The 13,835-nt window shown below is 71.9% G+C and carries 14 protein-coding genes and 1 tRNA gene; 9 read left to right on the forward strand and 6 right to left on the reverse strand.

Annotation, left to right across the window (positions count from 1 at the left end):
- Nucleotides 1-168 precede the first annotated feature (168 nt).
- Together Acy02nite_RS11380 and Acy02nite_RS11385 are read left to right on the forward strand one after the other, a co-directional pair.
- The gene (locus Acy02nite_RS11380) at nt 169-543 is read left to right on the forward strand and encodes an Asp23/Gls24 family envelope stress response protein (protein WP_203739926.1); all 375 of its coding nucleotides are present in this window, start codon (nt 169-171) and stop codon (nt 541-543) included.
- Between the two features lie 56 nt (nt 544-599).
- Nucleotides 600-1,112, forward strand: coding sequence for a hypothetical protein (locus Acy02nite_RS11385; RefSeq protein ID WP_203739927.1), 513 nt, complete (start codon nt 600-602; stop codon nt 1,110-1,112).
- On the opposite strand, the gene Acy02nite_RS11390 is transcribed toward Acy02nite_RS11385, so the two are convergent.
- From Acy02nite_RS11390 to Acy02nite_RS11405, 4 genes are all read right to left on the reverse strand, one after another.
- Entirely contained in the window at nt 1,099-2,076 is a 978-nt protein-coding gene (locus Acy02nite_RS11390) for a hypothetical protein (protein ID WP_203739928.1), read from the reverse strand. The genes Acy02nite_RS11385 and Acy02nite_RS11390 overlap by 14 nt on opposite strands.
- A complete protein-coding gene (locus Acy02nite_RS11395; RefSeq protein WP_203739929.1) occupies nt 2,073-2,822 on the reverse strand; it encodes a DsbA family protein in 750 nt (249 codons plus the stop codon). Before Acy02nite_RS11395 ends, Acy02nite_RS11390 begins: the two co-directional genes overlap by 4 nt.
- The gene (locus tag Acy02nite_RS11400) at nt 2,819-3,304 is read right to left on the reverse strand and encodes a MauE/DoxX family redox-associated membrane protein (RefSeq protein ID WP_203739930.1); all 486 of its coding nucleotides are present in this window, start codon (nt 3,302-3,304) and stop codon (nt 2,819-2,821) included. The genes Acy02nite_RS11395 and Acy02nite_RS11400 overlap by 4 nt, the downstream gene beginning before the upstream one ends.
- A gap of 121 nt (nt 3,305-3,425) precedes the next feature.
- On the reverse strand, nt 3,426-3,974 hold the full coding sequence (locus Acy02nite_RS11405; protein ID WP_203739931.1) for a sigma-70 family RNA polymerase sigma factor: 549 nt from the start codon (nt 3,972-3,974) through the stop codon (nt 3,426-3,428).
- A gap of 96 nt (nt 3,975-4,070) precedes the next feature.
- Between Acy02nite_RS11405 and Acy02nite_RS11410 the strand changes: the two genes are divergently transcribed.
- From Acy02nite_RS11410 to Acy02nite_RS11435, 6 genes are all read left to right on the forward strand, one after another.
- Nucleotides 4,071-5,732: a copper resistance CopC/CopD family protein gene (locus tag Acy02nite_RS11410; protein WP_203739932.1), complete on the forward strand. Its 1,662-nt coding sequence runs from the start codon at nt 4,071-4,073 to the stop codon at nt 5,730-5,732.
- 150 nt (nt 5,733-5,882) lie between these two features.
- Nucleotides 5,883-9,107, forward strand: a complete 3,225-nt coding sequence (locus Acy02nite_RS11415; protein WP_203739933.1) for a hypothetical protein — start codon at nt 5,883-5,885, stop codon at nt 9,105-9,107.
- A 377-nt stretch (nt 9,108-9,484) separates the two neighbouring features.
- Nucleotides 9,485-10,075: an oligoribonuclease gene (gene orn / locus Acy02nite_RS11420; RefSeq protein WP_203739934.1), complete on the forward strand. Its 591-nt coding sequence runs from the start codon at nt 9,485-9,487 to the stop codon at nt 10,073-10,075.
- A 90-nt stretch (nt 10,076-10,165) separates the two neighbouring features.
- Nucleotides 10,166-10,241 (forward strand) — tRNA-His (locus Acy02nite_RS11425).
- Nucleotides 10,242-10,756: 515 nt separating this feature from the next.
- Nucleotides 10,757-11,278 carry a SigE family RNA polymerase sigma factor gene (locus Acy02nite_RS11430; protein WP_203739935.1) on the forward strand — a complete coding sequence of 174 codons (522 nt, stop codon included), beginning with the start codon at nt 10,757-10,759 and terminating at the stop codon, nt 11,276-11,278.
- Complete coding sequence (locus Acy02nite_RS11435; protein ID WP_203739936.1) at nt 11,271-12,080, forward strand: hypothetical protein; 810 nt, start codon at nt 11,271-11,273, stop codon at nt 12,078-12,080. The genes Acy02nite_RS11430 and Acy02nite_RS11435 overlap by 8 nt, the downstream gene beginning before the upstream one ends.
- 127 nt (nt 12,081-12,207) lie before the next feature.
- Here Acy02nite_RS11435 and Acy02nite_RS11440 read toward each other — a convergent pair whose 3' ends face one another.
- Together Acy02nite_RS11440 and Acy02nite_RS11445 are read right to left on the reverse strand one after the other, a co-directional pair.
- On the reverse strand, nt 12,208-12,606 hold the full coding sequence (locus Acy02nite_RS11440; protein WP_203739937.1) for a hypothetical protein: 399 nt from the start codon (nt 12,604-12,606) through the stop codon (nt 12,208-12,210).
- 9 nt (nt 12,607-12,615) lie between these two features.
- Nucleotides 12,616-13,185, reverse strand: a complete 570-nt coding sequence (locus tag Acy02nite_RS11445; RefSeq protein WP_203739938.1) for a TetR/AcrR family transcriptional regulator — start codon at nt 13,183-13,185, stop codon at nt 12,616-12,618.
- A 66-nt stretch (nt 13,186-13,251) separates the two neighbouring features.
- Between Acy02nite_RS11445 and Acy02nite_RS11450 the strand changes: the two genes are divergently transcribed.
- Nucleotides 13,252-13,782, forward strand: coding sequence for a hypothetical protein (locus Acy02nite_RS11450; protein ID WP_203739939.1), 531 nt, complete (start codon nt 13,252-13,254; stop codon nt 13,780-13,782).
- The last annotated feature ends 53 nt before the right edge of the window (nt 13,783-13,835 follow it).

Genomic DNA, 13,835 nt, shown 5'->3' on the forward strand with positions numbered 1-13,835 from the left:
TCCGCATAACGTGATCGCACCGCTTTCCGTATTCCGGCCATGGTGGACGGCGCGAATTCGTGTGTTCCTGCGCGGACAGTCGGATACCGGTCTGGCGGCCGGCCGTGGATCTTCAGTACGCTCCCCGCGAAGTACGCGAGTCTGCGTCGAGAGCGGAGAACCAGGGTCATGACCGAGCCCACTGGCACCACCCCGGTGAACGGGAACACCACTGTCTCCGGCGAGGTGGTGGAGAAGATCGCCGCCGCTGCGGCGCGCGCCGTGCCCGGCGTCGCGGACCTGGGTGGCGACGTCGCCCGGTTCTTCAACAGCGTGCTCGACAAGGTCGGCCTGAACACCGTCGGCGACGCCGCTCGTGGCGTCTCGGCCGACGTCAAGGAGGGCACGGCGACCATCAACGTCGTGGTCGTGCTGGCCGCCGGCACCGTGGTCGCCGAGGTGACCTCCGCCGTCCAGCGCAAGGTGACCGAGGCCGTGGAGAGCTACGGCCTGCGCGTCCTAGCCGTCCACGTGAACGTCGACGACATCGCCATCCAGGGTTAGGCCCATCCGACGCTGTAGTTTCTGTTGTCCGGGGGCCGGAGCGCCGTCTCCCAGATGTGGTTGTCGTAACCGGCCGGCATCGGCGCCCCGCCTCACCGGTGTGGAGCGCCGCCGTCGTCGTCCTCTGCTGGCTCGCGGTGCTCGCTGTCGCCCCGGGCCGTCCGCCCGCCGGGCTCGTGCACGACGTCGCTCTCTTCGTGCACCTGAGCTCGATGGTGGTCGGCCTCGGCGCGGTGCTGCTGGTCGACTGGTTCGGGCTCCGGTGGCTGGCCGGCCGCGCGACGTTCGCCGACGTGCTGCGGACCGCGCAGGGGGCGCATGTCCCGACGTGGGCCGGGTTCATCGGCCTGCTCGTCTCGGGCCTGTTCCTGGGGGCGCCGGCCGGCCCGAAAGCGATCGCCGTGCTGATCGTCGGCCTCAACGGAATCTACGCCGGGATGCTGCTGTCCCGGTTGAGCCGTTGCGCTGACCCGCCGACAGCACTGTTGATCCGCTCGGCGATAGCGACGGTCATCTCCCAGCTCGCCTGGTGGACCGCCGTGGTCCTGGGCTACCTCAACTCCCGATAGGGGCCGGCTCGGGGACGGCGTCGCGCATGCGGAGGAGGCCGGTCAGGGCCAGCGCGCCACCCGCGGCGACGGTCATCGCGACGCACGCGCGGGCCAGCCAGCCCGGGCCCGCGGCCGGCACCACGGCCGCCAGGAACGCGTCGGAGCTGCCGAGCCCGGCGAACGCCACCAGCACGAAGCCGGACAGCGCCAGGAAGAACGGCGGATGCTTCCAGGCCGCTCCGAGGGCGAGCGCACCCGTGACGAGCAGCACCCCGGACCAGCCGGCGCCGTCCAGGCCGCGCATCACCGCGTACCCGATGACGGACAGTCCCGCGAGAGCCGCGAGCGGCGCCACCAGTCGGGGCCGGAGGCGGACCAGGAGCGTGAACAGCAGGCCGAGCAGGACCGCGCCGGCCCACCATGCCCAGGTCACCGGCGGCGGCTCGTAGTCCAGCGTCCCGCGGATCTCGAACACCCGGGTCTGGTCGCGCAGCGGCACCGCCCAGTCCCGCAGCCGGTGCGGGTGGCCGGGGTCGGCCACCGCCTGGGGCGGACGCGCCGTCCCGAGCCAGTGTGTCCGCTGGTCGTGCCAGCGGATCGTGGTGCCGGAGGAGATCTTCTGCCAGGTCGGCGGCATGGTCACGTCGGCCGTGGCGGGGACCGGGGTGTCGCCGGCCAGGGTCTGGTTGACGTAGGTCGCGGGGGAGGAGGTGTTCTGGTAGACGCCGTCGGGCCTGAGCTCCAGGTACGGCTCACCGGAGTAACCGAGCACCTCGATCGCCCGTCCGGTGTCGTTGACGAGTTCGAGCCGCGCGCCGCCCTCGACCGTGCGGACCGTGAGGCCGTCCATCGGGTTGCTGATGCCGGCGACCGTCGTCCGGTACGACGTGACGTTCGCCCCTTCCCCGCCGTGCGCGAACGCGGGCGTGGCCGGCGCGAGCACCGCACCGGCCACGACGAGCGTCACGAGGAACCGCCTCACCCGGCCGCCTTGTCGAGGGTCTGGGTGAGCAGCGCGTCGGTCGGCAGGGTGTCGCCGGGCCCGACCAGCTGCTTCCCGTTGATCACGATGGTCGGGGTGCCGGTGTAACCGCGCGAGGCGAACGTCTCGGTCACCTTGGTTGCCCATGCTTCGTAGGTACCGCTGTTGACCGCGTTCGCGAAGTTGTCACTCGTCAAGCCTACCGATTTCGCCAGCTCGATGATCTTGGCGTTGCTGAGCCCGTCGCTGTTCTCCTCGGGCTGGTTGGCGTAGAGAACGTCGTGGAACTCGGTGAACTTGCCGTCCTCGGCGGCGGCCGCGGACGCCCCGGCCGCCCGGGTCGAGTACTTCGTGCCGTTCGACGCGCCGTCCAGGATGGAGACCGGGTGGTACCGCAGAGTGATCTTGTTGGACGTCAGGTAGCTCTTCAGGGTGGCGCCGCTCTGCTGCTCGAAGCGGTTGCAGATCGGGCACATGAAGTCCTCGTAGATGTCGACGGTGATCGGCCCGGTGCCGACCGCGAACGCCGTGCCCTCGTCGGCCGCGGCGCTCGGCGTGACCAGCGCGCCGGTGCTGGCGCTGTCCTGCTTGGAGAGCGTCGTGTAACCGATGAGGCCCGCGATGATCAGCACCGCGACCACCGCCACCGACGTCCAGAGGGTGACCTTGCGGCGTTTCTCCGCGGCTTTCTGCTGCTCGACGATCCGGCGGGCCTTATCCGCCCGATCGCGACTGCCCTTGCTCAAGACGACTCCCCCATCAGCACGCCATCGATCGAGAAACGGGACCGCGGCCGCCACAGCAGGATCCCGGAGAGTGCCAGAAAACCGAGGTCACGCAGGATGTCCAAGCCATACTCCGTGTCGCGCCCGGCGCCCAGCTCGCCACCCGAGCTGAAGCACCCGCAGTCGATGCGCAGCCCCTGCGACCAGGCCCAGACGATCCCGGCGATGAAGATCACCAGGAGCACTGCGGAGATCGCGGCGGTGAGCCGGGTGGAGAGACCGATCAGCAGCAGGAGGCCCAGCGCGATCTCCAGGAACGGCTGGACACCGCCGACGACCTTGGCCGCGTCGTACGACATCAGCTGGTACGCGTGCACCGCCCGCGCCGACTCGGCCAGGTCGTCGACCTTGGTCGCGCCGGCGATCAGCCAGACGGCGGCCAGCCCGAGCCTGGCCAGCGTGGAGATCCACGGCCAGACGGCGGGCCGCGTGGTGGTTTCCATGGTCACGCCCCGTTAGACGGACTGAATCGGGTCTCAGTTCCCGATCATCGTCGTTTCGGTGGCAGACGTCACGGACGTGCCGGAAGTCCCGTACCCCGGGGACTCTCGACAGGCCCGCGGCTCAGCTCGCCTGAGCCTTCGACACCGCTGTGATCAACTCGTCGCGAGCGCGCGCCACCCGGGAGCGAATCGTGCCCACCGGCACACTTTCGACTTCAGCGGCTTCGGCGTACGACAATCCGAGCACCTGGGTCAGCACGAACGCGGTCCGCCGTTCGTCGCTGAGCCGGCTCAGCAGATCGGCGCTGCTCAACCGGTGCGCCGGGTCGGGCGCCGGCCCCTCGGTGGCGGCCTGCGCGGCGAGCCGGACGTCGAGCCTGCGCCGCCGGACCACCGCCCGCAGATGATCCGCGCAGGTGCGCCGCGCGATGCCGAGCAGCCATGTCCGCACCGTCGACCGCCCCTGGAACGTGTCCAGCGCGCGGAACGCCCGGAGGTACGTTTCCTGGGTGAGATCGTCCGCGGCGCCCGGGTCGACGAGCGCGGCGGTGAAGCGCCAGACTTCGGCCTGGGTGGCGCGCACGAACGCGGCCTGCGCGACCGGGTCGCCGTCGCGGGCGGCCAGCGCCAGCGCGGTGGTCTCGTCCGTCTCCTGCTCACCAGCCGTCACGACTGCGCATCGTACGCGTCCCGGCTGGATCTGGAACCATGCGTAGGCCCCGCGCGACCCCCCGCACGTGGCCGAACCGAGGAGTGATCGGAGAACATGGCCGTCATGACCGTTGACCGACGCCGCGCAGCGACAGTCCTCCTCGGCCTGCTGATCGGCATGATCGGCATGCTGTTCTCGGCCGGGCCGGCCTTCGCGCACGCCGCGCTGGTCAGCAGCGACCCGAACAACGGCAACATCGTGCCGGACGCCCCCAACAAGGTGACGCTGACCTTCAGCGAGTCGGTGCAGCTGCTCTCCGGCAAGATCCGCGTGATCGCGCCGGACGGCTCCCGCGCCGACCAGGGCGATCCGACCGTCAGCGGCAACACGGTGACGATCCCGCTGCGCTCCGGCGGCGCCCGCGGGACGTACCTGGTGACCTATCGGGTGGTGTCGGCGGACACCCACCCGGTCGCCGGCACGATCACCTACTCGGTCGGCGCGGCCTCCACGCCGCCCTCGGCGGAGGACTCCACCGACGTCAAGGTCGATTCGCTGGTGCGGGGTCTCATCCCGGTCGGGAAGTATCTGGGGTACGCGGGTCTGGTCCTGCTCGTCGGCCCGGTCCTGGTGCTGGCGCTGCTCTGGCCGCAGCGGCTGTCACGCCGTGGCCCCGGGCGCCTGATCTGGACCGGCATCGGCCTGGTCGCCGGCAGCACCGTGCTCGCGATCTGGCTCCAGGCGCCGTACACCCTGGGCACCGGCCTCTTCGGCGTCCGCGTCGGTGACCTGCGCGACGTGCTGGGCAGCACGTTCGGTGCGGTGATGCTGGTCCGGCTGGCCGTCGTGGTCGCCGCCGGCTTCCTGCTCCGGCCGCTGCTGGTCGGCACCGGCAGCGAGTCGAAGCTGGACCTGGCCCTGCTCGGCGTCCTCGGCGTGGCGGCGCTCGCCACCTGGCCGCTGACCGGGCACCCCACCGCGTCGCCGGTGGCCGGGGTCTCGGTGGTGCTGGACGCGCTGCACCTGGCCGCCATGTCGGTCTGGCTGGGCGGGCTGGTCATGCTCTTCGCGTTCCTGCTGCCCCGGGCGAACGCGCGTGAGCTGGGCGCGATCCTGCCGATCTGGTCGCGCTGGGCGTTCACCGCGGTCGGCGCGCTGATCTTCGCGGGCGTGGTCCAGGCGCTGATCGAGGTCTCCACGCTCAACGGACTGTTCACCAGCACGTACGGGCGTCTGATCCTGGTCAAGGTCGCGCTCGCGGCGATCGTGATCGCGGTGGCCGCGTTCTCCCGCAAGCTGGTCAAGGACCGCTCCGCGGAGGAGTCGCCGCGCGGGCTGCGCCGGGTGGTGCTGGCCGAGCTCGGGATCACCGCCGTGGTGCTGGGTGTCACCGCGGCGCTCGTGCAGATCTCCCCGCCGCGCACCGCGAACGCGGCCGAGACCACGACCACCGACACCACGGTCACCCAGACGCTCACCGACAAGGCCATGTCGCTGCAGGTGGACATCTACCCGGCGACGGTCGGGAACAACTCCATGCACCTGTACGCGTACACGCCGGACAACAAACCGCAGCCGGTGGTCGAGTGGAAGGCGACGGCGGCGCTGCCGGACAAGGGCATCGAGCCGATCGAGATCCCGCTGCTGCGGATCACCGACTTCCACGCGATCGGGGACATCGCGCTGCCGCAGGCGGGGGACTGGACGTTCAAGTTCACGGCGCGCACGTCCGACATCGATCAGAGCACGTTCACGATGACCGCCAAGGTTCGCTGACGCGGCCGGTTCCCCTCGGTCAAGGGCTCATTTCCGTACGGAAATGAGCCCTTGCCGTATCTATCGAGGGCCGCCTGCTCGTTTGCCCAGTTTGGGGTTATTTGCCTCGGTATGGTGCGCGCAGTGGGGCCCGAGAAGGGGGAATGAACGATGCGGCTGATCCGGCCGGTCCTCGGCATGCTGCTTCTGACGATCGGACTGCCTGCGCTGCTGGCCGGCGGGTGCCTGTGGGCCGCCCTGCGGCACCGCGACGCCGGAGGCGCGTACAGCGCCGAGCTGCAGCGACTCGGCGCCCCCGGCTACGCGATCGTCGTCCCCGACGTCGACCGGCTGCTCCGCGACGACGCCTCGTTCGCCAGGCTCGGCGGCACCGAGCTGCGGATCACCGCGCTGACCGGCGCCGGACCGGCCTTCGTCGGGCTCGCCCCCTCCGCCGACATCGCCGGATACCTGCGCGACGTGCCGTACACCGAGGTCACCGGCGTTCAGGTCGGCACCGGTGAGCTGCCGATCAGCACGGTCGCCGTCGCCGGCGGGCGGGCCCTGCCGTCCGCCCCGGGACGCCAGGAGTTCTGGACCCGTATCGGCGGCGGCGCGCTGCGCTGGACCCCGGGCGACGTCCCCGGCGACTACAGCCTGGTGATCATGAACGGGACCGGCGAACCCGGCATCCGCCTCGACGGCACCGTCGAGGCCCGCCCGGGCTGGCTCGACCCCGCCGCCTGGGGGCTGCTCACGCTCGGCGCGATCCTGCTGATGGGCGGCGTGATCGTCCTCACCCTGCCGGGGCGCCGTCGCGAGATCGTCTACGTGGTCGAGCCCAGCCAGGTCCCGGACCTCATGCTCGCCATCGGGGCGCCACTGCCGCGCCGCGCCCTCGAGGCGCCGGCCGGCTTCGGCTCGGCAGCGCCCACCGCCTTCGGGCCGGGCACGCTGTTCGGTTTCGGTCAGGGACGCAAGCGCGGCTCCGGGCTGGGCGGTGCTCACCGGCCGCGGACGCTGGCCGACGCCCAGCAGCCGGTCCGGCCGCCGGCGCTGCCACAGTTCGCGTGGCCGCCGACCAGCCCCGAGAGCGCGGCAGGCGATGCGCTTCCGCCTTCCCCGCTTTCCCCGGGTTCGCCGAGCGCCGCCGGATCGTCCACTTCTTCCTCCGGTACGACCATGACCGCGCCCGCCAAGGGCATCGCCCCGAACGCCCTCACCCCCGTGGTCCCCGGCGCCCTCCCGATCCCGGCCCCGTCCCCGGCCGAGGCCCCTTCCGAGACCGCTGACCCCGCCCCCGAGTCCGCCCCGGCCGCTGAGCCCGCCTCCGCCATGGAGCCCAGCCCGGTCGCCGAGCCTGCTCCGACCACAGAAGCCGTCGCGGCCGCCGGATCTGCCGCGCTCGCGGGAACTGCCTCGGCTGCCGAGCCTGCGCCGCCCACGGGAACCGTCGCGGCCGTCGAGCCTGTGCCGGCGGAGAAAGCCACGGACTCTGCCTCGCTTACGGACAGCGTTGCGCGGGGCGCTCAGACGCCGGCCCCGGGAATCCCGTTGAGCCTGCTGGGGGAGACCCCCGCGGTCGCCGCCGAGCCCGCCGCCCGCCCGGGTCGCCGCCGTCTCCCGCCGCCCGCCGCCCTGCCGGAGTTCCACGCCACCGCGGTCGGCGCGTGGGTCGCGCAGACCGCCCCCGAACGCGCCCGCCAGACCGAGGCGCAGGCGGCGGCCGCGCTGGCTGAGGCCGCCCGGACCCGAGCCGCCAGGCTCACCCCTGCCGACCAGTTGATCCGCTCCACCAAGCCCGCCCTGCCGGAGGAGGCCGTCGACGACGCGGGCCAGGAGCAGGCCGGTGACGACTTGAGCGTGCCCGCGCTGCCCGGCGCGGACCAGGACCCTCAGAGCCCGAGGAAGGACGGCGTCACGCGCCGCCGCAGCGTGTGGCCGGCCCCTGTCCCGCGCCGGGTGGCACTGCTCACCGGCCCGAACGCCACCGACTGGTCGGCGTCCGGTCAGACCCGGATGGGTGGCAGCCGGCCGTCCCCGAAGCCCGGCCTTCCGGCGGCCGCCGATACCACCGGCCCGGACCAGCCGAAGACCTCTGCCACGCAGAGCGTCGCAACGGCCTCCGAAACCCCCGGGACCGAGGCCTCGGAGGGTGCCGTCATGACCGCTCTGGCAGAGGTCGAACCGGCGTCGGAAGCCTCGAGCGAGACGGTCCAGGAGGACACCACGACTCCGGAGATCGACAACTCCGATTCGCCGGCCGCGCCGTCCAAGCCGGTCCCGTCAGCTCGCACCGCCGAGTCGCAGAGCCCGTCGACGCCCGAGGTTGCTGAGGTGCAGAGCCCGCCGGCGCCCGAGGTTGCTGAGGTGCAGAGCCCGCCGGCGCCCGAGCCTGAAGTCGCGGAGTCGGATCGCCCGTTGACCTCCGAAGCCGAAGCCGAAGCCGAAGCCGAAGCCGTCGAGCCGGAGGGCCCGTCGATGTCCAAGCCCGAGATGCCGGCCGCCGAGCCGCAGCGCCCGTCCATCCACGAGGCCGAGACGGCCGACCTCCGGGTGGACCCGGAGACCGAGAAGGCCGAGACGTCTCCGGAACCGGCCCCCGCCCGGACGCCGAAGCAGCCCGAGGCCCGGACGGTCGAGGCAGTCGAGGCGGTCGAGGAACGCTCCTCGATCCACGCAGCCGAGTCCGCGCCGGCGCCCGAGGCATCCACCGGCGTCCAGGAGCCGCAGGCCAAGGCTGCCGCCAAGCCGGCGGCGAAACGAACCGCCGAACCGAACCGTCCCCTCTCCCGGGCCCAGGACCGTCTCGCCGGCACCACCGCCGGTCGCCAGTCCGGCTCGGCTACCGCCCGCAAGGCCCCCGCCGCCTGGATAAAGGCTGCCGAAAGCGTCGCGGCCCGGGCCGCTGCCCAGCCCACCGGTGACGCCGCGACCACCGAGCAGGCCGATTCCGCCGCGGACGCGTCCGCCCGGCCGGCTGCCCCGGCGCGGAAGCCCCGGCCCCGGACCGCCCGATCAGCGGCCGAGAAGTCCACGCCGAAGACCGCCGCCAAGGCCGGGCCCGCGGTCAAGCCCGAGCCGGCCACGGTATCGACCGAGCCGACCGCGACCGAAGCCGCGTCGGCCCAGGCGACCGCGGCCGAGCCGACCGCGGCCGAGCCGACCGCGACGGAAGCCGCGGCAGCCGAGGCCGCCGGCAAGAGCGCGCCGGAAGCCGCCAAGTCCGAGGCCGCCGAGGGCAAGGCAGGCTCCGGGACTGCGACCGCCACCAAGCCGGCGCCGCGGTCGCGCGGCTACCTCGGCGAGGCCGCCGAGCTTCTGGGCACCGCCACGGAACCCAAGCGCCGCCGCGCTGCGCCGCGCCGTCCGAAGGAAGCTCCCGACAAGGTCTGACCGCTTCGCGGGACCAGTCGGATCCACGAGGGCCGTCCGGAAGGGCGGCCCTCGTGCGCTTTCGTGGGGCAGGGCGCTTCACGACGTACCCGAGAAGCAATCGTCGAAGGCTGCCGGGGCTGAACCTGGCGGACCTCATGTCCAGGATTGATCAGGTCTGTGGCGGAACCCGAAGGGCCCTCCGCGCTGCCGACACGGAGGGCCCTGTACCGGGGGGAACGGAGTAACCGAAGGGGGCCTTCGTCCGTTAAGGGAACTTTACCCACGCAATCGGCCAAAGCGGAAGTCGGTTCACTGAAGCGGACAAACAACGCGAAGGTTCGCTGTGGCGACACTCGCGTCGAACAACCACGTCGCTCTCGGCGTACGCTGTCCGGGTGGCGGATCTTCTGGTGTGGATCGACTGTGAGATGACCGGTCTCGACCTGGGCAAGGACAAGCTCATCGAGGTCGCGGCGCTGGTCACCGATCCCGAACTCAACGTTCTCGGCGAGGGCGTCGACCTGGTCATCCACGCTGATGACGCGGCGCTCGACGCGATGCCGCCGGTGGTGCGCGACATGCACGCGAAGTCCGGCCTGACCGAGGAGGTCCGCCGTTCGGCGCTCACCATGAGTGAGGCCGAGGAGATCATCCTGGCGTATGTGAAAGAGCACGTCCCGAACCCGCGGACGGCTCCGCTGTGCGGCAACTCGATCGCGACCGACCGCGGCTTCCTGGCGCGCGACATGCCGGCGCTCGACGCCCACCTGCACTACCGCATGATCGACGTCTCCTCGATCAAGGAGCTGTGCCGCCGGTGGTATCCGAGGGTGTATTTCGGTCAGCCGGCCAAGGGCCTGTCGCACCGGGCGCTCGCCGACATCCGGGAGAGCATCCGCGAGTTGGAGTATTACCGCCGCACCGTCTTCGTCCCGCAGCCCGGCCCGGATGTGGAGACCGCCAAGGCGATCGCCGCCGAGCTCTGACCCGCCGGCGGTAACCCGCTCGACGACGGCCCGGAGAGAGCCGCTATGATTAGCCGGCACCACGGGAACTGGTTTCCCCGTGCGGGCATGGTGGTCGTAGCTCAGTTGGTAGAGCACCTGGTTGTGGTCCAGGGGGTCGCGGGTTCAAGTCCCGTCGATCACCCCATGTGAACGAGAGGCTCGGTCTTCGGACCGGGCCTTTTTCGTGTCCGCGGAGTGCTGCGGGGATCCCGAGTGGGGCCGGCGGCCCGACTGCATTCGCGCGGACGCCCCGGCGTACCGGGCCGGCCGGGCGAGAAAGTTCGTGGGAGCGCGCAACCTTTTGCCGCCCCGGGGCCACTGGTGAGTGATCACCGAACATCCCTGGCTTCGGGAGTCCTCTGATGCTCACCAAGCGTTTCGTCGTCCTGCCCGCGGTGGCGACAGCCGGCGCCGCGGTCTCGGGCGACCTGTGGTCCCACGCCAGGAGCAACCTGGACCGGCCGACCGGCGACGTCACGGTCCGGCCGCGTCCGAACCCGACCGATTTCACCACTGACCTGGCAGGGCGGGATGGCTCGACAAGACCAAGCATCTGTCCGGAACCGGGGTCTTCACCGGCTGGGCTCGGCTCGACGCCGGCCCGGTGACGATCAGCTGACCCGGTCCGCCTGCGGGCCCTCGACGGTCAGGACGAGCCGCGTGCCGGAGCACGACGCCGAGCGCGCCTTCAGGCGCTTCTTCGACGACCACCACACCGATCTGTCGCGCCTCGCGTACCTCGTCACCGGCGAGACTCAGGTCGCCGACGATCTGGCGTCGGACGCGTTCGTCGAGGTCTGGAAGCACTGGGAGCGGGTGCGGGCGGCGGACAGCCCGATCGCGTACGCGCGGGGCATCGTCACGAATCTGGCCCGTCAATGGATCAGGCGGCAGACCCGGGAGCGCGCCGGGATGCTGCGGCTCGGTCTGCTGCGCCGCGACCGGGGCGAGACCGACACCCCGGCGATCCTGGACGTACGCGCGGCGCTGGCGCGACTGCCGCTCCGGCGGCGCGAGTGCGTCGTCCTGCGGTACGCGTTCGACGTGCCGGAGAAGGAGGTCGCCGCGATCCTCGGCATCTCGGTCGGCGCGGTGAAGAGTCACACCTCGCGGGGCGCCGCGCAGTTGAGCGAGTTCCTGCGGGAGATGCCGCCGGCGACGGGAGGGGGCCACCATGGCTGAGGACCTGGGTGCGGTGCTGCGCCGGGAGGCCGGTCGGCACGTGCCGGACGGCGATGCCATGTTCGACCGGATCAACCGTCGCCGGTTCGCGCCCGGGCCGGTCACGGCGCCGCGCCCTGTCCCGCTGTTCACCGGCCTGCGCCCGGTCGCGGCGGCCGTGTCGGTGGTGGCCACCCTGGTGGCCGGCTTCACCGGGATCAGGATCCTGTCCCGTGAGGAACCGGAGAGGGCGCCGGCCGCGACGACCACGGCAACGCCGGCCGCGACGACCACCGTGACGCCGGCCGCGTCCATGCCCGCCACGAGTGCGCCGCCGCCGGCCAGGTCGTCGCCGGAGCCCGGGCACACCGGTGGCGGGACCGGGTCGTCGCCGCGATCCGCGCCGGCGAGCGCGTCACCGAGCTTCCAGCCGGTCTCGGGCTTTCTGCGGTCCCGGGGAGCGATCAACGCGCACTCGGCCCGGACCTGGGCGCAGAGCGACGTGACGATCACCACCACCGAGGAGATCACCGCGCTGGACCTGGCGATCAGCGTCGCCCGCACCGACGGTGTGCGGAGCACCGGCAGTTGGAGCACCGTTCCCGGCGAGATGATCACGCTGACGGTGACCGCGCGCAAGGACGTGCTGATCTACCGGTTCACGCTCGAGCCGGGCGGCAGGCTGGCGGCCGGTGACTACACGTTCGCCGGGCAGTACGAGCACGCCGACGGCAAGCGCGACGCCGGCGCGGATCGCTACGGCGCGATCTGCTGGGCGGGAGATCGGAAGGCGGAGGTCACGGGAACCTTCGCCGGGAGCTGACCGCCGATTCCCGGGGCCCGGAGCGGAAGCCGCTGCCGCCGGGCGCGGCTGGTGCGCACGGTTGTCATGCGGACGAACGACAACCGTGAGCACCAGCCGACGCCCCGCGCGGGCGGTCCGACGGTGGTCAGTTCGCCGAGTCCAGTCCGCTGTCGGCGCACACCTGGGACATGTCGGCCGCTGCCGCGCTCACCGCGGCGATCGCGTCCGGCTCACTCTGCGTCCCATGGGAGAGCACGGCTTTCCGGTACGCCTCGTCCAGCGCCGCGGCGGCATCCGCGACCGGCGCGTCAGCGGTGCCGCCGGCCGCGACGACGGCCTGGATGACGCCCGGCTCCATCAGTGACGCGTCCCGCACCGCGGCAGCCAGCGCCCGGCACGTGAGCGTTCCTGGCGGGTCGTCGGCGGGCGCCGCGGAGACGACCGGGCTGGGTGCGGGCGCCGGGGTGCCGGGCTGGTTCTCCGCACCGCACGCGACGAGCCCGGCCGGAAGAAGCAAAGCGGCAAAAGCCGTGAAACGGTGCATCCTTTCAAACTAGAAGCCGGCCAGGAACGCGTCCAGTTCGGCCACCATCTCGTCCGCGGTCAGGTGCCCCGCCAGCACGTGCACCGTCAGCCCGTCCACCATCGCGTGCAGCCGCCGGGCCGAGCCCTGCAGCCGGGTCGCGTCCGCGTCCGGGGCCAGGATGGCCACCACTTGCAGGCAGAGCTCGAACATGCTGCCGAACATCAGTCGCTGCACCTGGGCGATCTTGGGGTCGCCGAGCCCGAGCGCGAGGAATCCGAACGCGATCGCGGCCTCGGTGTGCCGCTCGGGGTCGGCCGGCATCGTCTCGAGCAGGACCCGCCGCGCGACGTCGTGTGCCGACCCGTCCATCGGCATGGCCCGGATTCGCGCGGTGACCTGCTCGATGACCTGCTCGCAGGCGAACACCAGCAACTCGTCACGGGTCGCGAAGTAGTGCCGCAGCGCGCCTGAGGACCAGCCCGACTCGGCCGCCACGGTACGGATCGACACCTCGGCGACACCGTCGCGCGCGATCACCCGCTGCACGGCTGCCGCCAGTTCGCGGCGGCGCTGGTCATGGTCGACGGTCTTCGGCACCCGGCCATCATCGCACAGTCGTGTTATAAAAGATAAAACACGATCGTGCGAAAACGGGGAGTGATCATGATCGGTCTGATCGTCGCGTGTGAGATCGGCTTCTGGGTCTTCCTGCTCGCCGGGCTGGCCACCCGCTATCTGCTGCGCCGCCGCCGAGCCGGTGCGATCCTGCTGATCGGCGCGCCGGTGCTCGACGTCGTCCTGCTGGCCGCCGCGGCCATCGACCTGCGCCGCGGGGGAGAGGCGAGCCTCGCGCACGGGCTGGCCGCGATCTATCTCGCCGTGACCGTCGTCTCCGGCCACTCACTGATGCGCTGGGCAGACGTCCGGTTCGCGCACCGGTTCGCCGGTGGGCCCGCGCCGGTCCGGCCGCCGCGCGCCGGTCGGGCCCACGCCGCCCACGAGCGCCGTCAGTGGCTCCTGCACCTCCTGACGTACGTCGTGGCCGGCGCCCTGCTGCTCGTCTTCACCCCACTGGCCGGCGGATTCCAGGCGGCCGCCCCGCTCTGGCAGGTGATGGTGCCGTGGACCATCGTCCTCGTGGTCGACTTGGTGATCTCGTTCAGCTACACGTTCGCCCCGCGCGCCGAGCGCTGACCATCGGCGTACGGGAAAAGAAAACGCGGGCCCGGTCGTGAAAGACCGGGCCC

It is taken from the genome of Actinoplanes cyaneus (assembly GCF_016862095.1).
GTDB classification, from domain to species: Bacteria; Actinomycetota; Actinomycetes; order Mycobacteriales; family Micromonosporaceae; genus Actinoplanes; species Actinoplanes cyaneus.

Coding starts and splice junctions, on each gene's coding strand:
- Acy02nite_RS11380 (WP_203739926.1), top strand. CDS start 169: ATGACCGAGCCCACTGGCACCACCCCGGTGAACGGGAACACCACTGTC.
- Acy02nite_RS11400 (WP_203739930.1), bottom strand. CDS start 3,304: ATGGAAACCACCACGCGGCCCGCCGTCTGGCCGTGGATCTCCACGCTG.
- Acy02nite_RS11410 (WP_203739932.1), top strand. CDS start 4,071: ATGGCCGTCATGACCGTTGACCGACGCCGCGCAGCGACAGTCCTCCTC.
- Acy02nite_RS11415 (WP_203739933.1), top strand. CDS start 5,883: ATGCGGCTGATCCGGCCGGTCCTCGGCATGCTGCTTCTGACGATCGGA.
- Acy02nite_RS11435 (WP_203739936.1), top strand. CDS start 11,271: ATGGCTGAGGACCTGGGTGCGGTGCTGCGCCGGGAGGCCGGTCGGCAC.
- Acy02nite_RS11440 (WP_203739937.1), bottom strand. CDS start 12,606: ATGCACCGTTTCACGGCTTTTGCCGCTTTGCTTCTTCCGGCCGGGCTC.
- Acy02nite_RS11450 (WP_203739939.1), top strand. CDS start 13,252: ATGATCGGTCTGATCGTCGCGTGTGAGATCGGCTTCTGGGTCTTCCTG.